Source organism: Novipirellula galeiformis (assembly GCF_007860095.1).
GTDB classification, from domain to species: domain Bacteria; phylum Planctomycetota; class Planctomycetia; order Pirellulales; family Pirellulaceae; genus Novipirellula; species Novipirellula galeiformis.
Map to the genome: position 1 here is coordinate 247,067 of NZ_SJPT01000005.1, position 24,339 is coordinate 271,405.

Here is a 24,339-nt window from a genome sequence, read left to right on the forward strand (position 1 = left end):
TGGAACGAAGAGGGTGTCGGCTCTCTGCAGGGACGCATTCAACGCGCCGATGAAACGCGCCGATGAAACGAGTCGAGCCCGCGAGGATGCCAACGTCTTAGCTTCCCCGGCGGGCTCGTACTGGATTTCAAATCATCGATTTCGGACGTTTATTTTCCGATCGAATCCGCCAAGTCGCCTGCGTCATAGATCGAACGCAACGCTTCGATGATCCCGACGCCCGAAACGCTGACCGCTCGCGCCTGTGCGTCGCTGTAGAGATAATCGCTGGTTAAACTTTGGATGTTTCCATCAAAGATCAAGCCAACCAATTCTCCCTTGCGATTGACGACCGGCGATCCGCTGTTTCCACCAATGATGTCGGCGGTGCAAACAAAGTTGAGCTGGGTATCCATGTTCACTTTGCTTTTCGCTTTCATCCATGATTCGGGCAGATCGAAATCGGTTTGGCCCTGGTGTGCGGCGGCGTGCTGGTAGGCGCCGGCGAAGTTGGTGGTCGGTTCGATTTGTTCTCCGTCTTCGCTGTAACCTTTCACCGTTCCGTAGGCCAAACGCAACGTGAAGGTGGCATCGGGATAGCCGCCGGTTCCTTCGATCGCGGTGACCGCTTGGGAAACCTTGGCATAGGCTTGTCGTTCGCGTTCTTCGATCTCTTCGTTGCGTTCACGGATCCGTCGATACTCGGACTCCAACGCGCGTGCCAATTGAATCATGGGGTCGCTCGACTCGAGCACTGCCGCATGTCCCCCTTCGACCAACTGTTTACGAAAAGTGACATCGTCGAGCTTGGTCGCTTCAATCAGGGCGGCGGCGCGTTCTCGCGGTCCTTTGCCAGCGAGGATTTCTTGGATTAGCTTGTCCTCCGCGCCGCGCAGGATCGTCAGCCGTGAAATTTCGTCGCTCAGTTTCGCGAGCTCAAGGTCACGATAAATCGGGGCTTCGCTCAACAACGACTGCAGTTTCGATTCTCGTGATGCATCGGTGAACTCGTGAAGTCGTTGGTCATTGGGTTTAAGGTCTTCGCTGGTGAGCAGCACGATTTGCATTGCCGTGTCGAACAATTCGCTGCGCAAACTAACGGTTTGCTTGAGCATTTCGCGTTTGTCATCTTGAATCTCGGCAATCGTTTGCCAAGCCGCGGCCAATTTCTGGTGCTCGGGATTGTTCTGCAACTTGGCGAGCAGTTGTTCTTCACGCGCCGTTTTGGTCACGAACGTTTGCGGATCTTGGAGCCCCGCCAGCATGCCGGTATAGGCTTTACGTGCGTTCTGGATCCCGAACAACTCGTCGCGTGCTCGACGCGTTTGCTCGGTGCCTTCGAGTCCAAATTGCTGCATCAAAATTTCTTTGCGGCGAAGGAAATCAAGTATGTAGGGCAGTCGATCGTCGCGTAGATATTCAAGCGCAGCAACGGTGAAGATACGCTGGGTTCGGCCGGGGTTGCCGCTGACGAAAACCAACTCTCCTTCGCGGAGTGGCTCGGAATCCCAACGCAAAAAGTTCTCGAGTTTGGCTGGCTTGCCATCCTCGTAAACTCGCATGATCGTGGCGTCCATATTGAAGCGTGGATATTCGAAGTTATCCGCGTCGCCCCCAAAAAAGGCAGCGGCCGTCTCGGGTGCCCAGACGAGTCGCACGTCGGTGTATTTTTTGTAGCGATAGAGGTGGTACTTTGCTCCGCCAAACAAGGTCACGACATCGCTCCGCAGTCCCGTCTTCTCGAAGGACTCTTCTTCGATCGTGGCGATCACGCTGCGCCGCTGCTTGACGGCATCGTCGCTCGACGCATCTGCTTTGACCGCCTGATTGACTCGGTCGGTGACGTCTTCGATCGAAACGAGTTGGTTGAGTTCAAGATCGGGTGTTTTCAGCTCTTCGGAGTGAGTCTTGGCGAGGTAGCCGTCCTTGATCAAGTTCCTTTCGGACGTGCTCAATTTATGAAGCGTGTCACTGGCGACATGGTGGTTGGTCAGCACTAAGCCATCACTGGAAATGAACGACCCCGAGCCACCGCTATTGAAGCGAACCGAGGAAAGCCGAAGGTCGTCGGCCCATTGCGCATCGGGCACGAAATCGTGTTGCTGTTTCAGCGTTTGCAAGGGCAGGTCATTGAACAGGTACATACCCTCATCGCCGCGCGATTCCATGGGCAGTGACACCGTGGTGGTAAAGAGGAACATGAGCAAAGCAAATCGGAGTTGGATTTTCATGATTCGGATTCAGAGAATGGGTTCAGACGCATCCGTGTTGATACTCTAACGACTCCCAATATTAGCACGATTCTAAGGAATTGATCCTCTTTTGCAGACTGTTTGACCGAGCTCCGAGCGGATATTGCAGGGTTGCTGGCAAAGGTACCGGCACGATGGTGACGACGACGCTAGCAAGAACCGATCCGTATACCTTCGGACGACAGCGTTAGCTGCGGAATTTTCCCAACTCGAAGCGTAAGCGAGGGAGCGAGCCGAGAGGGCCGTCCGGTGGTGTTCGCTGCGATCAAACCACCGGCTACCGTCTGTCATCCCGTCGGGATGAAAATTGCGCAAACCCAACATCCCATAACCCCAACGTTTCCACATCCCAGTGTTAACCCCGGTGGAACGTGGGAACCGCCGCTGGCGGCAAAACGGCTAATCTGCCGCAAGACTCCTGCCCACCTGCTTAGTCCCTCGCTAACGCGTCGGGTTGTGATTTACTAAGAACGATTGCAATAGCGCGACTTCGAAACGGAGGCTTGGGGTGATGATTTTGCTTGCGTACCTCATTCGCTCGGATTCGTCTTCCCGTGAAGGGGCAAATTTCGTAGGTAAGAGTCGTCGAAATACAACAACTCTGAGACGGAGGAATCGGTTATGCAAGCGAATATTGTCTGCATCAAGTGGGGAACGAAATATGGTAGCAATTACGTGAACCGCTTGCTGCGTGGGATCGAGGAGCATCTTTCCATGCCCGCCCGGTTTGTTTGTTTGACCGACAATGCCACGGGGATCGATTCGAAGGTCGAGATCCATCCTCTGCCGACGACTCCGTTTGACGAGCAGGCGTTTGATGCTCGCAAAGGGGGCGAAACGTGGCGAAAGGTCGGGCTCTTCAAGCCCGGCTTAGCGGATCTTCAAGGCGACACGCTCTTCCTTGACCTGGATGTTGTGTTGACGGGCCCGCTGGACGACTTTTTCAGCTTCCAACCAGGCCGGTTTTGCGTCATTCATGATTGGCTCGAAAAACGCCGCGCCTGGATGCCCGGCCGCGATGGAAAAGTCGGCAATACGTCGGTATTTCGTTTCAATCCGGCGAGCCACTCGCGCGTCTATGACCACTTCTGTGACCACCAAACCGAGGTGCTCGAAGCGTTTCGTATCGAGCAGCAATACGTTAGCCGCACCTTGATGGACGACTTGGCATTCTGGCCCGAAGAATGGGTCTGCAGTTTCAAACGGAGTTGTCGTCCGCTCTTCCCACTGAACTTGATCCGAGAACCCTATCAACCTTCCGAAATGCGCGTGCTAGCATTTCACGGCTACCCGCTGCCCGACCAAGCGATTGCGGGCTACCAGGGCGGAATGTTCAAGTCCACTCTGCCAGCGACCTGGTTAAAAAACCACTGGAACGACGCGGCGTAATTAGCCTGGTTTTTGAGCGCATGCGGCGTGCCCGTTGATGCGGGTGCGTGACCATCGATGGCGCATGCGGCGCGAGTCGTCCGCTACGCCGATGCGAAAGATTCATTTAGGGAACCGCGCAGCCGCAGGGCTGCGCCACTCGTTCGCGGTGCGAATCGCACCGCGCTATCTTGGGAATCCCCGTTTTGGGAATCCCTGTCTGGGAATCCCTGTTTGGGAATCAATGCACTGGGAATCAATGCCTTGGGAATCGCTGTCCCGGGCTTTCATCACCGTCGTTGATGATGAATCGGTTCCATGCACGTGAAGATGGCTCGTCCACGCAAAGCGAGCCCCCGCCGTTGCGGAAGATGTCGCGAGAATCCTGGCCCCGACATCAAGACCGTTTGCAGGCCCCGTTTGCAGGCCCCGTTTGCAGGCCCCGTTTGCAGGCCCCGTTGGCAGATTTCAAGGCTCCCGGGTTACGGACAACTCCCTTGATTTCCAGGGCTTTTCCTGAGTGATTTACGGTCTTTTTTTGCGTTCCCCTCGCGTCAGCCCCCCTTCAAGGCTCGCTTCCAATTAGACTATCCGGTTAGCGTCTCCCCCTTTTCCCACCCCCTACGACGCCCGTGTTGGGCCAAGGCCGGGACGCGTTCTGTCTTCCCTCCATGCGATGGAGCAGCCTCACCCCTCCCCATCCCTTGAAGACCTTTGGGTCTGATTTTTTGAAAAGGATTTTGCTCGATGTCCCTATCTCGCCACCCCAGCCGCCGTCATTTTCTGCAGGGCGTAGCCGCTGCAGGGACTGCAACGATCCTCAGCTCCTCGGCCAATCGAGTCCTCGGCAACGAGTCGGCTAACGACCGTCCCGTGTTTGCAACCATTGGGCTGCGAAACCAGGGTTGGACTATCACTCAGAAGTCGTTTCGTTTTGCGGATTTCGCGGCCCTCGCCGACGTGGACTCCAACGTGCTCGGGACCAACGTGGAACGAACGCACCAGAAGCAGAGCAAAAAACCGGACGCCTACAAAGACTATCGCAAGGTGTTGGATCGAAAGGACATCGACGCGGTCATGATCGCCACGCCCGACCACTGGCACACCAAGATTGCGGTCGAAGCGATGTACGCGGGAAAAGACGTCTACTGTGAGAAGCCGCTGACGTTAACCATTGCCGAAGGCAAGTTGATCGAGCAGGTCGTTAAAGAAACCGGGCGCGTCTTCCAAGTCGGCACAATGCAGCGGACCGAATCGGACCAGCGGTTCCTACAAGCGATTGCGTTGATCAAGCATGGACGTATCGGTAAGGTCCAAAAAGTGACCTGTGGCATCAATTCGATGGAGGCCTCGCCGGTCATTCCGGTCGCCCCGGTTCCACAAGAACTCGACTGGGATTTCTGGCTCGGCCCCGCTCCGAAAGTGGACTATCGAGCGCTTCCGGAACTGCGTGTCGGCTACGGTGGCGGCGTGCCATTGTATAGCAATGGGCACTACTCCTTCCGAAATTGGCACGAGTACTCGGGTGGAAAACTGACCGATTGGGGTGCCCACCACGTGGACATCGCCTGCTGGGCGCTCGGTGCCAGCGACACCGGGCCCAGCCGAGTGTCGCCGCTGGAGTACACGTTGCCGGTCGAGTACAAGGATGGAAATCCCGTAGTGCACGACCAGTACAACGTCGCGACGCATTTCAACATCAGCGTCGCGATGCCCAACGAGGTGGAAATGATCATCACCAGCCACGGTGACAACGGCATTCTGTTCGAGGGCAGCGAAGGTCGGTTCTTCGTCAACCGCGGCAAGATTGTTGGCAAACCTGTGGAGGACCTGAAGGACAATCCGCTTCCCGAAGGAGCGATCGAAGAGGTCTATGGTGGAAAGGTAAGCGAAAACCACACCGCCAACTTCATCGAGGCGATGCGGACACGAGAGCAACCGATCTCCGACGTTTGGTCGCACAACCGAATGCTCGAAATCTGTCATCTGTCCAACATCGCGATGCGATTGGACCGTGAACTGAAGTGGGATCCCGCCAAGCGAGAAATCATCGGAGACGCCCAGGCGAACTCGTTCCTCGCTCGCGAATACCGCAAGGGTTACGAGATCAACTCGTAGTCCACCGGTCAGCGAAATCGCAGCGGAGGGCCATGCCCTCGCTGCGGGCGATCGATGATGTCCATTTGGGCTACGCCCCAGTGGCTTAGCCGCCGCCGAAGACCGGGCGGGTTGGCATCGGATGAAAACGAGGCCAAGGAATCTCGGGGGCTTTGAGCGAACCGTCCTGCTCGACGGAAGTGTCAAACGGATCGACCCCGAGGGCGCCACCATCGATGTATTGCTCGCTCGGCACGTCGCATTGATCCATGGCTTGCGAGTGAATCGCTTGCGAGTGGATGCCTCCCTCTCCCTCGACTCCGGAGAAGGCGTGATGCAGCGTGGTCGCCGCCCGTTTCGAGCGATTTTTCTTCCAATCGCCGAGCACCCCACCTCCATCCTCGGGATCCGCGATTCGCTCGCTGGGGATATTCAATGCAACACATCCCCCCGAGATTGAAATCAATCCCAGACCGAGCACGAATAGCAATGTTTTGGTAGGTGCGAATTGCGACATGTCAAACCGGCGATCGGCGGCGATTCCAATCCCACAGACTGTCGCTCGGGTCCGCAGAGCACCGGGGCTGTGGAGCCAGCCAATGCCAACGGATTCAAGACGCAGCCAGCGGAAATCGCTCGCAACAAACCGCCCTATTTCGAGGAATCCCCCCTCGATTGTTCTGTACACTCCCTATCTCTATCGGCTTCGCCACCCGGTGAACTTAAATAAAACCGGTGAACTTGAATCGAAATCGGCAAACAGCACGAGTCCTCCTAGATCCCCTAAACCCACACGCCAACGTCGGCTTGGGGGCACCCGGTTGCAAGCGAAATCGTTAGATTAGTGGTTGTTGAGCAGACTTCCCGCCTCAATCCCCTCCCTCCTTCACCAGGAAACTGACATCGTGACGCGTCGTGCATTGCCCCTCACTCTGTTGCTTGGATCGATGATCGCAGGACACTCCCTGAGTTCCCCTTCGCCCGCGCGTGCGGCCCAACCCTCGGACAACCCAATCCTTAGCGTCTGGCTTGGCACCAGCAGTGCTAAACCGAGCAAAGGCATCTATCACTGCACGCTCAATACCGAAAACGGCCAACTCTCGGATCCCGAGTTGGCTGCGGAAATCCGCGGCCCTGGATTCCTTGCGATGCACCCCAATGGTTCGGTGTTGTATGCTGTGGGAAGCGTAGCCGGGGAAGCATCCGTCGCGGCCTACAAGATCGATGGCGAGGGCAAGGACGCGAAACTAACGCTGCTCAATGCCGTGCCAATCGGTGATGGCGGAGCCGCTCATGTGGCGATCGATTCGCAAGGCAAGATGCTGTTGACGGCGCAATACGGCAGCGGATCGACGGCTGCGTTTTCGCTGAACGCCGACGGCTCGATCAAGCAGCGCACGTCGCTTCAGAAACACGAAGGCGCATCACGCGTGGTGAAGGGACGTCAAGAAGCCCCCCATGCACACTGGGCTGGCTTTTCACCAGACGAGCGTTTTGCATTTGTCCCCGACCTCGGACTCGACAAAGTGATGATCTTTAAAGTCGACACGAACACGGCGACGATTGAGCCACACGGCTTTGGTCAAGCTCCAATGGGCGGCGGACCGCGTCACATGAAATTTCATCCCAACGGCCAATGGATCTACTTGTTAAACGAGCTCGACCTGAGTGTGACGATGTTCGATTACGACGCGAAACAAGGGACGATGACACCGAAGCAAACCATTCCCACCGTGGCCAAATCTGAGCTTGCCAAGGAACGATTCACCAGCGCTTCCGAAATCCGTGTTCATCCCAATGGCAAATTCGTTTATTCGGCCAACCGCGGCCACGACACGATCACGGCGTTCAAGGTCGATCCCCAAAACGGAGAACTGGCGGTAATCGAGCGAGAATTCATTCGCGGAGCGACGCCGCGAAACTTTAATCTCGACCCGAGTGGCCAATGGTTATTGGCGGCGGGGCAATTGTCCCACACCCTTGCGTCGTTTGCGGTCAATCAAGAGACTGGCGAATTAATGTTCAACCAGCATGTCGTGTTTGCACCGTCACCCATTTGTGTGTTGATGCAGCACGAGTAATCCCGCGCGAACAGCAAACGCCTCCGAACGCGGTCGGATTCGATGAAGCCATGATTAGGATCCAATGAACGACCTCGTTTCGATGCTCCCGTTCGCACTGATTCTGTGTGTCGGGATCTTTGTCCAATCGGCGGCGGGTTTTGCGGCGGGGCTTTTGATCGTGCCAGCTTTGATGTGGTGTGGCTACTCGATCCCCGAAGCGCAAACCGCGCTGCTAGTTGCCACGATTCCTCAAAACATTTGGGGAGTGTGGTCGCTGCGTGACGTGATTTCGTTTTCCAAATTACGGTTTCCCGGCATCGCGCGCATTGTTTTTTTGCCGCTGGGAATTGGCGTGCTGCGAACGCTCGAGTCGTATTCGGTGATCACGCTTCGCCAAGTCGTCGGGGCGGTGGTGATTGCCGTCACTCTTGCCACGGCGGTCTTCAACCCCAAGCCTCGAACCCGACTTCATCCGGGTTGGGCATGGCTCTCGTTTCCGCTCTCGGGATTCTTGCAAGGTTTGGTCGGCATGGGAGGCCCCGCGATGGTGTTTTGGGTCCAGGCTCATGATTGGGACACACGGCGGATTCGTGGCTTTTTGTTCGCGATGTATTTGATCAGCATCCTGCCGGCGCTGGGGTTCCTGTACACGACGTTTGGAACACGGATCGTTCAGCCCGGCATGATCGCTGCGGCGATAACCCCGGTATTGTTGCTGGTCACGTTCGCGGGGCTGCGTTTTGGGAATTGGCTGGGGCGAGAACGACTGCGCCGCGTTACGCTAGCGCTGCTATTGGTGATGGGCGTCGCGGGGCTAGCGGCCCCGTGGTTGAGCGTTCGTTAGAGGCGGAACACGCGGGTGCGGATCGCGTGAACGTGTCGCTTATCGCGTGAACGTGAGGACCAATCCGCCTTCGCTGCGCTCGGTATCATAATCTGGATTGTCGGAGGCAAAACGGTCATGTCCGGCAACCACCGCGATGGCAATCGAATCGGTGAACGCGTACTGCAATCGGCCATGCAAACGCCAGAAAAACTCATCGCGAGCCACCGGGCCAGTGAAATCGCCGTAATCGCGAAGTCCTATTCCCCAGGTAGGAATAAACTTCCAACGATCCGTGATCTCCCATCCCGCGGATCCATGCAAGTTGATCGACTTGTATCGATAGTCGGCCCCCTCGGTGTCGGCGGACTCTAAATCGATCCCCAGGGAATGTGTCGGCAAGCGATCCCACCCGGTTTGAAAGAAACGGCTGATGCCCGCGGTCACCGTGGTGCCGTCGAGCGACGTTTGATTAGGATCGAGTCCGTCGTCACGGAAATCCGATTGGGCGACCGTCAGGTAGCCGTAGATCGCGTCCAAATCGGGCCGAATCAGCGTGATGGAGGCGGTGGCCGAATGGCGCTCGCCCACTTGCTCGCCGTCAAAAAAGTCGTTGGCAAAAATGTATTCTAGCCGACCGATCGCTTCGTTTTGTCCGAGCTGGAAATCACGCTCCAAGAACGCTCCGGGTTGAAAGCTCGCCAAATTGAACTCCTCGAACGTTGCTTCATTCGCGGTGAAGTAGCCGCGGAACATTGGCCCCATCCGCATCGTCTCGGTACGAATCCATTTCCAATCGAGGTCGGGATTGGCGAACGCCTGAAAACTAGCACTGTCACTTTGTGCCAATTCACGACTGATCGGCGTTAGCGTGACGTTGGAGTTGTAGAGCACGCCGGTTTCAAAAAAGACGCGCAAGCGATGGAGCGGCTCGAGTACTTCGCTTTCGAGTTGATCAAAACGCTGCTCCAAATCGTCCGCGCCGTCAAACGACTGAATCGCGTAACTGGCGGGTTGGACGGGGGCTTGATTGGACGGATCAGGTGGGTCCTGGGGAAACAGGATGGCGGCGGAGAAGGGTTGCGTGGATGGGCCGTTGGGCGAGATTTCAGGCGTCCCCAACACGGCGGTACCGGACCGCCGATCGGCCACCCCTTGCTGCTTCAATTGCTCCGCATAAGCACTCTCAGGAGCGATTTGGTAGACGCGATCAAAGTGGGACTGAGCCTGGTCGGGATGCCCCGCTGCGACCAACAATTGCCCTAGATCAAAATGGGCGGCGGCGTTGAACGGATCCAATTCAATCGCGCGGCGCGTCGAAGCGAGCGCCGTCTCGGGATCGCCGAGCGTGTTTTGCAAGCGGCCCAGCGAACGCCACGAGTCGGAATGCTCGGGGGTCTTCGCAACCCGCTGCTGCATCATCTCTAACATCGCCAGCTGAGCAGGCGTGGGAGAGGTATCGTCGCTGGACAGGGCCTCGCCGCTAGATAGGGCCGCGCCGCTAGAAAAGGGGACATCCTCAGCAAAGACGGAGGTGAAGACGACACCTGAAAAGAAGGCGATGACGCAAATGCGAAGAGGCAATGAACGCTTCGGAAAAGATGAAAGCATTGGCGTCGATGCAACGGTCGAAAAATCGAATTGGCAAACAGATCTGTCTGGCGGATCGCATCCGAGATTCAGTATTGTTCGCGTGTAGGTGAACGATGGTTGGCGTTCAAGCTATGTAGTAACACGCGATCGGCGCGAGTGACTACCCCGATTCACGATGGTCGTGATTCCTGAGTGCTGACATGAGCCAATTCACCTCCCTTTTCCCTCGCATGGAGCTTGTTTCAGGATGAACGAACAAAAACGAATTGGACGGATGATCGCGGTCGTGGTCGCGGGTGCTGCCCTCTCCAGCACCGCAACCGCCCAAGGTCTCGGCGGTGCCCTTTCGGGAGCCCAAGCCCAAACGCAGCAACGCGTTCAACAACAGGTCCAGAACCAAGTCCAGCAGCGAGTTCAAGGACAGATCCAAAGCCAAGTCCAATCGCAAGTGCAGGCTCAAGTCCAAGCCCAGGTCCAACAGCGGATCCAGGCTCAAGTTGCCGGCAACGTCACCGCCCGGATCAACCAGCAAGTCGACGTCACAGCGCGTCAAGCGGCTCGCTTGGCAGCCCGTGTGCAAGCGCAAAGCAGCGCGGCCTCCGCGGCTGCCCTGAACACCGCCTCCAACCCCCGCATCAATGCGAGTGCCAACGCAAACGTCAACGCGAACGTGCATGCGGGCCAGAACCAAGCCGGCCCCATCGGCATCGCGGCTTCGGGCAACCCCTCGGCACGGCTTGGCGTCTCGGCCAACGCCATCCAAATCACTCACAGCGACGTGGCGGTTTACGATTCGATTTTTGGTCAATTCAATCCGCTTCGTACCTCCGCCTTGATCAAGGCTAACGCCGAGACTCACGCCAACGCCGCGGCGGGAGCCGCGAGCGGCTTGATCGCGACGGGGCAAGCCAATGCCAACGCGGCTTCGGACAGTGCCATCGCCGCAGCGGCGAGCGGGCAAGCAACGGGCGGTGCTCGCAGCGACGACCAAGCTTCACCATCGACCCGCGGTTCAAGTCAGTCGAGTGCGCAATTTGGCGTCGCAGGCGTGCTGGCTTCAAACGTCGATTTGTCGGCGATGATCGACGTCGCGGCGCGTCAACGGCTCGCGGAAATTTCGCTCGTTCGCGATCAAGCGATCGCGACGGCCAACGCGGAATTGATGGCTCGAGCCGACACGATGGAAACCCAACTCGCCGCATTCGCCTCGGCACAACAGGAAGCGATGGCTCAAGTGCAAGGCCAAGCCCGAACTCAAGTCCAAGCTGCTGCCAATAACGGTGCTGCGGCGGCGTCACAAGCGTCAGCCAGTGGCAACGTTAATGCGGGATTGAGCGGGCAAGCTGCTGGGCAAGCTGCTGGGCAGGCCACCGCCGCCGGACAAGCCGAAGCTGCCGCGGCCAGCAACACGAGCGGTACGGCAACCCTTCGTTAGAGCATTTTTGATTTTGCTGTAGCTACGTCGCCAGACCGTGGACCACGTTCTGGCGAACGCAGCTACGGCTTGAATCCTACGTCAACCGGCGTGACGCATCGGCATCGACCGATACTTGCGACCGGCTTGGACGGGCAAGAAGGTGCGTTTCTTTTCAGCTCGGTTCTGACGGAACCAAGTTGCGACAAGCCCCAATGTGTGAGGGTAGGCGCCGTGACCCCGATCGATGGGGTTTGCGGTAATCGCTTTCCAATGCTTTAGCGTTGGCTTCAATTGCGCATACTGCTCTGCATTTTTGGGCGCGGCGGCAACGGCCGCTAACTCGCCACCATGAATCAAGTACCACGTGTGACAGCCATCATAGCCGGCGACAGGGTAAATGAACGTGTACTCGCGACGCGCCTTGGCCAACATCCGCAATTTGCGATGAACGTACTCGAGCGAATGCAGCGTCTCGTACGCGCGGCCGGCAAGTTCATATTGCTGGTTCGCCGCAGCAAGCTCCATCTGGTCCCGCAGCGCGACGATCGGTTCGTCATTAAAACCATCCAGAAAACTCTCCGCGGCGTTAACTTGTTCCTGATAAGCGTCGGCGGTACAAGCAGCAGCACAGGGGCCCAGGCAAGTATCGAGCTCAAGCCGTAAACACCCCGGTCGGTGATCCAGGTCGAACAAACTCAATTGTTCGGCGAAATGAAACACTTGCTGTTGGCTGCAATCTCGCAGCTTAAAGACTTTGTTCAACGCCTCGATCGCGCGTTGCATCCGCCGTGCACCATAGAACGGTCCCTCCACGCCAACACAATCTTGGGGCGGCTTGGCGGCCAGAAAGAAATAGGGTGCCGGGGCGCGGCCCAGACAGAGATACACCGGGCGTTGGCGCTTCGGAACCCCTTGCACGTTCCAGCGTGGCGAAAAGCGACGAATCAGTTGCTGCTCGCGAACCAATGCCGCAAATTCACTGGGCTGCGTCTCCCATTGAATCGCACGCGTATTCTCAATGATCCGGCCCCCTTTTTCATCCTTGTTCGAGGCCGCAAAGTAACTCAGCAGACGCGAGCGGAGCGATTTACTTTTGCCCACATAGATCAAGTCTCCCGTGCGGCTAAGCATCCCGTAAACGCCGGGAACGCGAGGACAAGTCTGCATCACGTGGTCGCGAATCGCTTCGACCGTCGCTCCACCCACCGCTTCGATACCGCGCGGCGGATGCGGATTGAGCGAATCGGTGCCAAAGCCAAGTGCTGGCTGATCGCGATCCAGTGCATCCATGCGGCTTGCTGCCCTGAGAGAAGGGAAAGAAACAGAATGGCCTATTATGTGGCAATCCAGGCGAGATCCCAAGCAGCAAAATTCGCGGAACCACGGTTTTCCGATTGCTAGCAGCGGTGCTAGCAATCGGAGCGAGTCGTTCGGCGGGGGGCTCGATTACAGCTGCATTTCGCAAATCGAAAGGGCATCTGCCGCCGTTTTGGCGTCTAAGATTGGCGAAACCTGACCGGTTGCCACCGCGTCGGCAACGGCATCAAGCTCGAGCAGGAATCCAGCGATCGGGTCGCCGTCGCCCACGCTGGGACGTTCGACCGATCCATCGGAATTCATAATCGTCAACGGAATCGAAGCGGTGGAGCCATCGGCGTAAGCAGCGAACTCGAACTGGACCGTCGCTTTTTCGAAACTGACTTCGAAGCCATGCGTGAAACCACGAGCGGGTGAATCGATCACGCCTCCACCGGCGGAAACCACGAGTGACGGATCTTCAAACTCGAACACGGTCTCATAAAACTTAGGCGTCCCGTCTTTGCATTGCTTGGCACAGGCGGCGGCGGTTGGCATTCCGAACAGCACGCGAATCAGATGCGCGTCGTGAACTTGCAGATCGACCAAGGGGCCGCCGACCCGATCCATGTCATAGAAATCGGGGATCCAATCGGGCGGGCTAATCGTGCGTTTAAAGCGTCCGGCAATCGGTTTGCCCCAACGTCCATCCTTGGCTGCATCGACGAGGATTTTGAATTCGGGCATGAACGGCAAAATGTGAGCGACCATCAATTGTCCGGGCGTCGCTTCGGCGGCGAGCGCCTGGGCCGTCGCGGCATCCAAGGCAAGTGGTTTTTCACAGAGCACTCGCTTGCCACTCGCCAAACAACTGCGGATCGCATCGGCATGCAAATGGGGAGGCAGACAGATGTCGATCAAATCGATCGAATCGTCGGCCAACATTTCCTCGAGCGACTCGCACACGCTCATCTTGCTGACGTCGATTTGTTCCCCGGGAGGGCCAAAGTTTCCTTTGATTTCGCGCCAATCTCCACTGCGTTTCTTGGGGTCACGGCTTGCAAATGCAACGAGTTCCGCCTTGCTTGATTGTTGATAGGCCAAATAGTGAATCCAGCCCATGAAACCGACTCCAACAATTCCAGCTCGCATTGAATTTTCCAACAGAGGATTGAATGACAATAAAAAACGGGGGTGACTTTGCTCAACGGCGGCGGTGATTGTAACCCAAAACGGGGAAGAGAATCAGCGAACCCTCGCTTTGAGGTGTGCGATTCGCTCGACGCATCACGCGCCGCACCCATTCCCCGTCGCGGCGGGGCGCGTCTCGGCCACGCCCAGCCCCAAGGCTCGGGCTGGGCAGGAATCGGAGCCCCGAACCGGGCACCGCTCTCGTTCACGGCCCCGTCAATGGGCTAGACTGATACTGCTCTTCGAATCGATCCGCTTTGTTTTTTCCGTCGAGGCGATTCGAATCATCACTTGTTGACTATCGGTGCCTCCGCGAGGAAATAATGAAACATTCTCTGCTACTCCTCTCTATGCTTGCGTTTTTTTCGTTTTTCACGGCTGAAGTGGCGGCCCAGGATTGGCCGCAGTGGCGAGGCCCGGCGTCAAACAATCATGCGGCAACGAACGCCCAAGCCCCACTTCGCTGGGACATCACCTCCAGCAGCGATCTGGCCTGGAAAACCCAAATTCCCGGGCGTGGCCATTCGACCCCCTGCGTCGTACAAGACTCGATCTATTTGACGACGGCGGACACCGATGCGGGGACCCAAAGTGTACTGAAACTCGATCGCATCAGTGGCCGCTTGGTCGACCAATGGGTCATTCACCGCGGGACGTTGCCAGCACAGATTCACCCCCACAATTCCCACGCCTCACCGAGTCCTGCGTTTGCCGACAACCGTTTGTTTGTCGCGTTTCACACCGATGATGCGATTTGGGTCACCGCGTTGACTCGCGAAGGACGCGAGTTGTGGAAACGGAAGGTCAGCGACTTCGCTCCCGTGGCGTTTCAGTTTGGCTACGGCGCCAGCCCGATTGTCGAGGACGATCTTGTCATCGTGGCGGCCGAATACGACGGTGCCGCAAGTGGCTTGTACGCGTTGGACGCGGCGACGGGCAACCAGGTTTGGAAAGTACCGCGTCCGGCCAACCTCAACTTCGCGTCGCCGATCGTGACCACCATCTCCGGAAAACGCCAAATCCTGCTGGCGGGCGCCGACATGATTTGCGCCTACGAACCCCGCACCGGCAAAGAGCTGTGGAGGTCGGATACGTCGACCGAGGCGATTTGCGGCACCGTCGTCTGGGATGAGCACCACATCATGGTCAGCGGGGGTAACCCCAAAGCGGGCGTTTGGTGCATCGGCAACGACGGTTCGGGAGCACCACTTTGGGAGCATCCCGTGCGATGTTACGAACAATCCTTGTTGGCGATCAAAGATTACGTGTTCGCCGCTGCGGACAATGGCGTCGTCTATTGCTGGCGAAGCCAAGACGGCAAAGAAATGTGGAAGAAACGACTCTTTGGCGGCGGCATCAGCGCTTCGCCGATGTTGGTCGGCAACCGTATGTACATCGCCTCCGAAGATGGCGATGTTTACGTCGTCACCGCCTCGCCCGAAGGTTTTAACTTATTGGCCGAAAATCCATCGGGTGATTCGATCTTCGCCACTCCGGTCGCAATCGATGATCGCATGCTCATCCGCACGGGCGTCGGGCCAGCCGAAAACCGACAAGAGTACTTGATTGCGATTGGCAAAAAGTGAAACGACGATTCTGATGAATAATCCCTATCAATCTCCTACCGACACCGGCGACGAAGCTGCCCCACCCGAGCCTTCGCAGCCACAAACCGTTCGCTTTGCCGGAGGGATCACCTCGGTGTTGGCAGTGGGCGGTGGCGGAGGGATCGCGTTCATGATACTCCTCGTCAGCGGGGTCCTTATGATTGGCAACTACCCCACCATGTTGATCATTGCACTCGCTTTGATCGGGTTTGCCTCGCTGTTGGTGATGGTCTCTCTGCTGCGCGGGGTGACGCTGACGATGCAGTGGAAAATTGGGTTAGCGTTATTGTTAACGCCGATCGTGTTCGTGTTGTTTGTGCCGGTTTGTACCGCCGGTGGACTCGCCACCATGGTGACGCTTGGCGCGGAAGGTTATGGACCGACGATGCTAGGGTTAAGCCTCGCCGTGATGCTTGGTTTTGTCGTCGCCATTGGCTGCATTGCGGCCACCGTGCGTGCTCAATACGCCCTGCAGGCGAGGCGACGAGCGGGCAAGGAATCCGTGGCAATCACAGAACCCGAAAGCGCAAGCGAATCATGAATCATCCCCAACGGCCGCACTCCAAATCGACGCTCGCCGCGATCGATCCTCGGCCGCGTGCGGATCACGTCATGATCGGCACGACCGATTCGTTGTGCCCGGAATGCATGACGGTGGTGCCGGCAAAAATCATCACTCGCGGACAACGTGTTTACTTTCGCAAGCGATGTCCACAACACGGCGTGCGTGAGGACTTTGTGTGTAGCGACGTTCGTTGGTGGGACCGCGGGGAAGGGCACACCGCGTCGGTGTTGCCACTCGTGCGATCGACACAATCCGGCAAGGGATGTCCACATGATTGCGGGTTGTGCGAGGAACATGAACAACATACCTGTATCGGTCTGGTTGAATTAACGGACCGTTGCAACTTGAGTTGTCCGATGTGCTTTGCCTCGAGTGGTCCTGGGGGTAAAGACCATTCCCTGCAGGACATTATCGCCTCGCTTGACCGTTTGGTTGAGTGCGAAGGCCGCGCCGAGGTATGTCAATTGTCCGGTGGCGAGCCGACGATTCACCCCGAGTTTGAACGCGTGGTGGACGAAGCCCTCACGCGACCGATTGACTACGTGATGATCAATACGAACGGGCTACGGTTGGCGAAAGATCTGGCGTTGGTCGAGCGGTTAGCAAACAACCGCGATCGCATCGAGATCTATTTCCAGTGGGATGGGAGCGATCGTGAGCTGGTGCGCCGCGTGCGAGGCGAAGACGTCATCGACGTCAAACGCCGCGCACTTGATCGATTGCAACAAGCCGATTTGCACGTCACGCTAGTGTCGACCTTAACGGCCCCTTTGGACGAGCATTTCTATCGAGATTTGTGGGCCGAAGCGCTCGGACGTCCCAACGTCACCGGATTGAGTCTGCAACCGGCTACCTTCAGTGGCCGGCATCTCTTGCCCACCGATCTCGAAGACCGAGTGACGTTTCCGGATGTCATCCGAGGCCTGGCAAACGCCAGCGGTTCGATGATCCGTGAAGACGATTTCACACCGCTTCCCTGTGCCCATCCGAATTGTCATCAAATCATGTTGGCCGCCCGGGATGGCGACCGCTTGGCGGGACTCAACCAAGTCGGGCCTGTCGCCGAAAACTTGGATTTGATCGCCGGTGGCATCAGTTTCACCCCCGAGCGGTCCAAACAATTGCTCAGCTTGTTTCTCGACCGCATGTCGCATTGCGGCAGCGATTGTGGTTGTTCGGATCTTGTCTCCCTCGGGTCGTCAAGCGAATCGAATTCCCGCCATCGATCACAGGAGATTGACCCGGTGCTTGAACGTTTTTTCGCACGCGTGCTTGCGCAACAGGCGACGGCGAAAGACATGATGCGTGTCACGATCACCAGCTTCCTAGACGCCTACAATTTTGATGTCCGCCAATTGATGAAGTGTTGCACTCATCATGTGTTGCCCAGCGGGCATGTGGTGCCGTTTTGTGCGTACAACACCTTGTACCGTCCCGGTCATTTGTCACTTCCGCCGTTGAAGTCGTAATCTCCGATGCTTGAGTCACGCATTGCCTATGCCATCTGTATGGTCTTGGCGACCTGGATTGCCGCATCCTTGATTCGGCGTCGACAACGTTCGCTGCCGCTTGATACCACGCAGCGAATCGGGATCTTGGTCGGTGGTTTGGTTGGCGCCACGTTGGCGGCAAAATTGCCGTTTGTGTTGGCTGGAACCTTTGCCGGAGGCAACCTGTTGGAACTTTGGTTCAGCGATGGCAAGACCGTCTTGTGGGGCTTGGCCGGTGGATATCTCGGGGTCGAGTTTGCCAAGTGGACGTTTTACGTTCGTGTTTCGACCGGGGACTCCTTTGTCGTCCCCGTCGCGATCGCGATCGCATTGGGGCGGATCGGCTGTTTTCTGTATGGTTGCTGTTACGGAATCGCAACGAACCAAAGTTGGGGAGTCTATTTTACAGCGGCTGACGATGGCGGCGTGCTGATGCGTCATCCCACTCAATTGTACGAGTTCGTCTTTCACACCGCGTTTGCCTGCGCTGCCGCAGTGGGAATCGCCCGTGGCAAGTGGACCGGCCAATGGATGCCACTCTACTTGGTGGGCTACGCAGTGTTTCGTTTGATCAGCGAAGTGTGGCGACCCGAACCGCGTTTTGTGGGTGGTTTGACCTTCTACCAATGGAGCAGTTTGGGGATCGGCATCGGCTTTACGTCCCTCCTTTTGTGTCGCTTGCATGTTGAAAAAATGAGACTTAGGTTAATCCAGCATTCCGATTCCCAAACAGGGATCTGACAAACCTGTGCCCAGCAGGTATTGTGGTCTCTATGGCATTTCCCACTGCGGAGGTCGAGCTCGCCCCGAAACGAACCCGACTCCGCATTTTGTCCTCCCCCGCGATTTCCAACCATTCAGCGATACAAAACAATGCGTCCTTACACTTTGCCCTTTTGTCTAGCGTTCATCGCAATTTCTCCGTTGCTGCCCTCGTCGACGTGTCTAGCTCAGGACGCTGCGGTTGCAGCGAGCACGGTTGCCGAAGCGTCCAAGGACTCAGCTTCGCAAAACAACAAAGCGGCATCGGATTCGGCCACCGTCGATGTGATGCATGAACTTCAATCCAACGCCATCAAAAATCAAACCGCAACCTGGGGTCACTGGGGGCACATCCCCGATCGCTTCAGCACATGGCTTAGTCACAGCAATCGGTTAATTCCGATGTACACGTTCGGCATCACCTTGGATTCATTGCGTGAAGAGGGGAGTGTTTACACCGATCCGGAGCGTTTAAAGAAGCTTTACGGAAGCGTGCCCAAGGATACGGTGAACCCCACGGCGACGTACTTTGACCAGACCGATGTTTATCGACTGCAAAAGAAAGCGTTCGAGCAAGGACGTAAGAATATCATCTTGGTTGTGTTCGACGGTATGGATTGGCAAACCACACGGGCGGCGGCGATTTACAAAGCCGGCAAGGTGAACTACGAAACAGGTCGCGGCAACGATTTGTCGTTTCAGAATTACCGAGGCGCCCCAACCGACTTCGGTTTCTTCTGTACCAGTCCTCAATTGAGCGGAGCAAAGTTTGATGTCAATTCCCAGGTCGTCCTAGGTGGTGACCGAGAGACGACGGGCGGTTACGACGTAGCGCGCGGAGGCGACTACCCTTGGCGAGAACAAAGCAATCGAGATTACTTGATCGGGCTTGATCGTAGTCAACCTCACACCGTAACCGACTCGGCCGCCTCGGCGGTCAGCATGACCACGGGCGTCAAGACTTACAACGGTTCGGTCAACTACACCGCCGATGGCGAGCACATCGTGCCCATCGCACGCGAACTACAACCCTTGGGTTTCAAGATCGGCGTCGTGACGAGTGTCCCGGTTAGCCACGCCACGCCGGCAGCAGCCTATGCGAACAACGTCACCCGTGCAGATTACCAAGACATCACGCGAGATTTGGTGGGTCTACGATCGGCATCGCATCGCGAGGAAGCGTTACCAGGAGTGGATGTTTTGATTGGCGGCGGCTGGGGCGAGGGCAGTGGCAAAGCCGCCGCGCAAGGTGAAAACTTTGCCAAGGGCAACCCGTTCTTCCACCAAGAAGACTTGCACGCGGTCGACCGTGAAAACGGCGGCAAGTACCTTGTCGCACAACGTCACGAAGGAGTCCCAGGACGCGAAGGATTGATGAAGGGCGCCGAGCAAGCGGCTCGCGAAGGAAGCCGTTTCATCGGCTTCTACGGAACCAAAGGGGGGCACTTGCCATTCCAAACCGCCGATGGAAACTTCAATCCCACGTTCGATGCCAAGGGCACCGAAAAGTATTCGCCAGCGGATATTGAGGAAAATCCCACGCTTGCCGATATGACCGAAGCGGCCCTGATGATCCTCGAGAAATCCGAAAAAGGGTTCTGGTTGATGGTGGAGGCGGGTGACGTCGACTGGGCAAACCACGCCAACAACTTGGACAACAGCATTGGCGCGGTGCTCAGTGGTGATGCTGCGTTTGAGGTGATCGTCAATTGGGTGGATCGCCAAAACGCCTGGGACGATACCGCCATCATTGTGACCTCCGACCATGGTCACTTCTTGGTGATTGATGATGCTGAAGTGATCGCGGCAGCGGGGGCAGCCCAGGCTCAAAACGCCTCGGCACGCTAGTCTTTTTCAGGGTTCGTCAATGAGGATCTGAAACGTGGCGTGGCTGTGGCTTCGAGCTGCAGCCACAACGATGCACCGCGGAAATGTGAGTCGTGGCTGGTTTGGGCGAGTGGTTTAGTCCGCCCCGGAGTGTCATGGACGCCAGCGGCACAGAAGCTGGGTCAGAGGGGGGGAAAGGGCCGTATGACGGAGTTTCCCCCGACGCGGGATGTCGCGATTTCTTGACTGGTCAACGCACATGCCGCTCGCTAGACTGGGGAGGTTCGTCACACACCGGCGCTTGAGTCCGCAATCATTGACTGCGCCGCAACCCGATCCCCGGCGTGTGACAGAAATTGCCATCCCCCAAATCGACACCGTCTTGCGCGAGACACGCTCTTGCCAACGACATGCTTTGCGTTTGGGAGAAACATCACACGCAAACAGGGTGCAGAAGTGAATTCGTCGGAATTTGGTTCGGTTTCCGATGCTGCCGAGATAAATCTCGTCGACGACTTGGAAGGCGTCGACGGGGGAGATCAGGCATCGAAACTTAAGCGATGTCAAGAAATCATTGATTATCAATTCGCTGATGAATCGTTGTTATTGTCAGCCCTAACGCATGCATCGGGCGCTTCGCACCGCTTGGAAAGCAACGAGCGGCTCGAATTTCTAGGCGATTCGGTGCTCGGCTTGACCGTCTGTCATTGGTTGTACGAGGACTATCCCGAGTACAACGAAGGTGATTTGACCAAGATAAAATCGTATGTCGTCAGCCGACGATCGTGTGGCAAGATTGCCTGTGCCCTTGGTCTGGACCGCTGCTTGATCGTCGGACGCGGAGTGACACGCAACCGCAGCTTTCCCAAGTCGTTGGTCAGCGACGTGTTTGAATCCATTGTCGCGGCCATCTACCTTGACGGGGGCCCCGAAATCATTCGCGAACGGTTGAAACAATGGCTCGCCGACGAGGTCAAGATCGCGGTGGAAAGCCAAGGATCAAGCAATTTCAAAAGCACGCTGCAGCAGTACGCCCAACGTGAACTTTCGAGCACCCCGATCTATCGCATGATCCGCGAAACGGGACCGGATCATCGCAAAGCATTCTTGATTTCAGCGGTGATCGAAGAACGCAGCTTTCCCGCCGCGTGGGGCAACAACAAAAAGGACGCCGAACAACGGGCCGCGTCCAACGCGCTGGCCGAGTTGCACGATTTATCGTTGCCGTTTCCGCCCGAAGAAATGCACGAATAGCAAAATGCTGGAATAGCCGTGAATGGTTCCCCGGAACGAGCCCGCGACTAGCATGGATATTCGATAACCCCAAGCGTCAGCGAGGGAATCTCACGCTTGAATCAGTCCCTCGCTTACGCGTCGGGTTAGGATTTGCTAGGTGAAATTGCAATAGCGCTACTTCAAAAGTCACGCGTCGGGTCATGATTTTGATGGTGCACCTCACGCAAAAGTCTTAACCCCTTTCTAAGAAAATGGTTAAGACATTCTTGCTCGTTCGGATGCTAGCTCCGGAAACTAGTTTGATTCCGGAAACACAAAACCATGGGGCAATTCGAACGCTGGGGCCTTCGCTGCGTCTTGCGGAACTCCCGCAGCAGGGGTGGACGCAGGTTGAATCGGTTTGCTTGCCGTGGGAGACGCAGCTCCCGGCGTGGTGGACCAAGCCGCGGCGGAGGTTGGTGCGGTTGGCGTTGCAGTCGCCGCTTCGGGCGCCAATGATGCTGGCGGCGTCGCTGTCGGAGCCGCGGCTGGCGGAAGCGTGATGGCCCCGGTTGCCGGTGCCCAACTTGTCGCTGGCGGACGATAGCTTACCGAGGCCGCTGGCGTGGAGCCTCCGCTTGCAGAAACGTTAGCGGTCGTTGCCGGTGGTTTAGCAGCCACGGAGGCCACGGGTTGGGTCGCCGCTGGATTCGTTGCTGCTGGCAATTGTGCCGCGATGTTTTGAGTCCCCGCTTTGACTCCGGACGCATCGATTTGAGCGAGCATTTCGCGGGAACGATCTACCGCCTTCCGCACCGCAGCATCCTCAGCGCCTTTCGCATCGAGCTTGATGGTTTCGGTCAAGTAGGTGCGAGCTTCGTTCATCTGACCCTTGCTGTAGTGCAAGTACGCCATGTTGAATTGGGCCACCGCTGGCTTGTTGTTTTCTTGCAATACCTTTAACGCCGCCGGATTGTTTCCCGACTCAAACAACACGCTGGCAAGGTTGTTTGCGTAACGCGACGTTCCAGGCGCCAACTCAAGCGATTTTGCAATCATTTGTGCCGCTTGCTGATGGTCGCCGCCCTTACTAAGGGTTAGGCCAAGATCGTTATAGAGCGCCGCGTCTCCGGGGTTTTGCTTGATCGCAAGTTGAAAATATTCCGTCGCCTTGGCGTGGTTGCCTTGACGAAAATGCAATCGCGCGACGCTGGTGAGGGCGGCGGCATCGTTAGGCGTTTTGTCTAACGCTTTGGTATAGCTTTCCATCGCTTTTTGAAAGTTGCCGGTCGATTCCCAAAGCTGACCGTTCGCGACAAGCACCTCGGGTCCCACTGCGGCGGGTTCATCGGTGAGCCGCAACGGATCGGTCTTGGAGATCTCCGATTCATCCTCCGCCGAGTCACGTCGGAAGACTCCGGCAATGGCATTGGTGCTCTTGCCAAATGCGTTCTTGGCCGACACGCCTACGGCGCTGACTTGCTTTTTCGCCCCCGTGGTCGCCGAAGCAATGGATTCGGTCATCGAGGGCTTCTCGGTCTCCGCCGTTTCAATCGAGGATCGCGAGAAGGGGTTCATCGACGCAAAGGACGGACGCTGATTCGAGCAACCCGTGGAGAAGCTGAGCGCAGAACCGGCGATAAACGACAGCAGTAATGCGCGGCGAATTTTGGTTGATCGTTTCACGAGAAGTTCTCCCGAAGGCAAACCGATGAAGTCCTTCTCTCGAGCAGGCGAGAGGACTCCCATAAGTTCAGGGCGTGCGAATGTGCGGTTAAATCGTATGGTTCCGTTTGTAAGGATCGACCGAATTACCACAGCAACTTCACTGCGATTAACCAATTTCCAACAATCCAATAAAAAAAGCGGGCTCCCGTTTCCAGGAGTCCGCTTTTTCATTAAATGCTAGCGAGTAAGCTTCGATTCGTGCGCGAGGCCCATTTTTCCGTTGCCCGTTGACAACGCCCGCAGGCGACGACGACGCTTGGCTGGGCTATTGTGTTACCGACGGGCCGCCTTGAGCGGTCGCCGAAGGCAACTTCGGTTTCGGCAACTCGAGCATCCATTGACGGTTGATCTGGGTGGCCCAGGCCCCCGGTGCGGTGGAAGGCTCTCGATCGGTGACGAAGACATTGGTCTGGGCACCGGTGTTCGGAACGCTCGCCAAGGTTTGCCGCACCGATGCCACGCGTGCATCGGTCTCAGCATCAGTACGGCCCCGCAAGACGTAGACGTTACGACGCGATTCGGGTGATTGCGTCGCGATCCAGAACACCCGGTTATGTCCCGATGCGAGCAAGGCGCCATCGCCGTCGCGGAACAATTCGTTGCCGATTGTGTTGTGCAATCGCCATCCATTGTGCTTCATGGTATCGAACGCAGCACTGACCTGCATGGCGTCCAATTCTTGGAACGGTTCGGGCCAAGCGTTGTTGCGATAGTAGTCGCGATTGCAGTTATGCCAAAATTGATGCCAATCTGCAGACACGGTGCTGGCCGAAACGCAGAGCAACAAACCAGCAATGGCAATCCGGCCTCGACGAACGAATGTTTTCATATCAGGCAGTTCCTTCCGCCGTGTGCGTTCATGATTCACGAGCCGCATGCTTGATGGGCATCCAAACTCAAGGTCGATATCCTCATCGACCGCTGAAAAGACGGCATTGAATCCGCCTTGGATAAACTATCGGCAATTGGACCCGCGCGACTTGCCTTAGCGTCCCCCCCGGGGAACGATCGCTAAAACCGTCACATCTTGTCATTGCAAGTGGGGGCGTGTTCACGCCGAGGGGAA

The 24,339-nt window shown here is 56.9% G+C and carries 18 protein-coding genes; 11 read left to right on the forward strand and 7 right to left on the reverse strand.

Going from position 1 to position 24,339, the window contains the following annotated elements; genetic code table 11:
* Positions 1 to 149: 149 nt before the first annotated feature.
* Positions 150 to 2,210 carry a S46 family peptidase gene (locus Pla52o_RS14850; protein WP_390620882.1) on the reverse strand — a complete coding sequence of 687 codons (2,061 nt, stop codon included), beginning with the start codon at positions 2,208 to 2,210 and terminating at the stop codon, positions 150 to 152.
* A 642-nt stretch (positions 2,211 to 2,852) separates the two neighbouring features.
* Here Pla52o_RS14850 and Pla52o_RS14855 point away from each other — a divergent pair.
* On the forward strand, positions 2,853 to 3,620 hold the full coding sequence (locus Pla52o_RS14855; protein ID WP_146595393.1) for a hypothetical protein: 768 nt from the start codon (positions 2,853 to 2,855) through the stop codon (positions 3,618 to 3,620).
* A gap of 726 nt (positions 3,621 to 4,346) precedes the next feature.
* A complete protein-coding gene (locus Pla52o_RS14860; protein WP_146595394.1) occupies positions 4,347 to 5,717 on the forward strand; it encodes a Gfo/Idh/MocA family protein in 1,371 nt (456 codons plus the stop codon).
* An 85-nt stretch (positions 5,718 to 5,802) separates the two neighbouring features.
* On the opposite strand, the gene Pla52o_RS14865 is transcribed toward Pla52o_RS14860, so the two are convergent.
* Positions 5,803 to 6,384 carry a hypothetical protein gene (locus tag Pla52o_RS14865; protein WP_146595395.1) on the reverse strand — a complete coding sequence of 194 codons (582 nt, stop codon included), beginning with the start codon at positions 6,382 to 6,384 and terminating at the stop codon, positions 5,803 to 5,805.
* 217 nt (positions 6,385 to 6,601) lie between these two features.
* Between Pla52o_RS14865 and Pla52o_RS14870 the strand changes: the two genes are divergently transcribed.
* Positions 6,602 to 7,777, forward strand: coding sequence for a lactonase family protein (locus Pla52o_RS14870; protein WP_231612360.1), 1,176 nt, complete (start codon positions 6,602 to 6,604; stop codon positions 7,775 to 7,777).
* A 64-nt stretch (positions 7,778 to 7,841) separates the two neighbouring features.
* The gene (locus Pla52o_RS14875) at positions 7,842 to 8,603 is read left to right on the forward strand and encodes a sulfite exporter TauE/SafE family protein (protein WP_146595396.1); all 762 of its coding nucleotides are present in this window, start codon (positions 7,842 to 7,844) and stop codon (positions 8,601 to 8,603) included.
* Positions 8,604 to 8,642: 39 nt separating this feature from the next.
* On the opposite strand, the gene Pla52o_RS14880 is transcribed toward Pla52o_RS14875, so the two are convergent.
* Entirely contained in the window at positions 8,643 to 10,193 is a 1,551-nt protein-coding gene (locus tag Pla52o_RS14880) for a tetratricopeptide repeat protein (RefSeq protein WP_146595397.1), read from the reverse strand.
* A gap of 229 nt (positions 10,194 to 10,422) precedes the next feature.
* Between Pla52o_RS14880 and Pla52o_RS14885 the strand changes: the two genes are divergently transcribed.
* Positions 10,423 to 11,610 carry a hypothetical protein gene (locus Pla52o_RS14885; RefSeq protein ID WP_146595398.1) on the forward strand — a complete coding sequence of 396 codons (1,188 nt, stop codon included), beginning with the start codon at positions 10,423 to 10,425 and terminating at the stop codon, positions 11,608 to 11,610.
* A gap of 81 nt (positions 11,611 to 11,691) precedes the next feature.
* Here the strand turns inward: Pla52o_RS14885 and Pla52o_RS14890 are convergent, their stop codons facing one another.
* Complete coding sequence (locus Pla52o_RS14890) at positions 11,692 to 12,882, reverse strand: GIY-YIG nuclease family protein (protein ID WP_146595399.1); 1,191 nt, start codon at positions 12,880 to 12,882, stop codon at positions 11,692 to 11,694.
* A 156-nt stretch (positions 12,883 to 13,038) separates the two neighbouring features.
* A complete protein-coding gene (locus tag Pla52o_RS14895; RefSeq protein ID WP_146595400.1) occupies positions 13,039 to 14,040 on the reverse strand; it encodes a Gfo/Idh/MocA family protein in 1,002 nt (333 codons plus the stop codon).
* Positions 14,041 to 14,429: 389 nt separating this feature from the next.
* On the opposite strand from Pla52o_RS14895, the gene Pla52o_RS14900 reads away from it, so the two are divergent.
* From Pla52o_RS14900 to rnc, 6 genes are all read left to right on the forward strand, one after another.
* Positions 14,430 to 15,665, forward strand: a complete 1,236-nt coding sequence (locus tag Pla52o_RS14900) for an outer membrane protein assembly factor BamB family protein (RefSeq protein WP_231612361.1) — start codon at positions 14,430 to 14,432, stop codon at positions 15,663 to 15,665.
* A 13-nt stretch (positions 15,666 to 15,678) separates the two neighbouring features.
* Positions 15,679 to 16,227 carry a hypothetical protein gene (locus Pla52o_RS14905; protein WP_146595402.1) on the forward strand — a complete coding sequence of 183 codons (549 nt, stop codon included), beginning with the start codon at positions 15,679 to 15,681 and terminating at the stop codon, positions 16,225 to 16,227.
* Positions 16,224 to 17,720 carry a radical SAM protein gene (locus Pla52o_RS14910; protein ID WP_231612362.1) on the forward strand — a complete coding sequence of 499 codons (1,497 nt, stop codon included), beginning with the start codon at positions 16,224 to 16,226 and terminating at the stop codon, positions 17,718 to 17,720. The genes Pla52o_RS14905 and Pla52o_RS14910 overlap by 4 nt, the downstream gene beginning before the upstream one ends.
* Before the next feature lie 6 nt (positions 17,721 to 17,726).
* A complete protein-coding gene (locus Pla52o_RS14915) occupies positions 17,727 to 18,482 on the forward strand; it encodes a prolipoprotein diacylglyceryl transferase (RefSeq protein ID WP_146595403.1) in 756 nt (251 codons plus the stop codon).
* 132 nt (positions 18,483 to 18,614) lie between these two features.
* Positions 18,615 to 20,351, forward strand: coding sequence for an alkaline phosphatase (locus Pla52o_RS14920; RefSeq protein ID WP_146595404.1), 1,737 nt, complete (start codon positions 18,615 to 18,617; stop codon positions 20,349 to 20,351).
* 435 nt (positions 20,352 to 20,786) lie between these two features.
* Positions 20,787 to 21,584 carry a ribonuclease III gene (gene rnc / locus Pla52o_RS14925; RefSeq protein ID WP_146595405.1) on the forward strand — a complete coding sequence of 266 codons (798 nt, stop codon included), beginning with the start codon at positions 20,787 to 20,789 and terminating at the stop codon, positions 21,582 to 21,584.
* 276 nt (positions 21,585 to 21,860) lie between these two features.
* Here rnc and Pla52o_RS14930 read toward each other — a convergent pair whose 3' ends face one another.
* Positions 21,861 to 23,231: a tetratricopeptide repeat protein gene (locus Pla52o_RS14930; RefSeq protein ID WP_231612363.1), complete on the reverse strand. Its 1,371-nt coding sequence runs from the start codon at positions 23,229 to 23,231 to the stop codon at positions 21,861 to 21,863.
* 307 nt (positions 23,232 to 23,538) lie between these two features.
* Entirely contained in the window at positions 23,539 to 24,102 is a 564-nt protein-coding gene (locus Pla52o_RS14935) for a hypothetical protein (protein ID WP_231612364.1), read from the reverse strand.
* Positions 24,103 to 24,339: the final 237 nt, after the last annotated feature.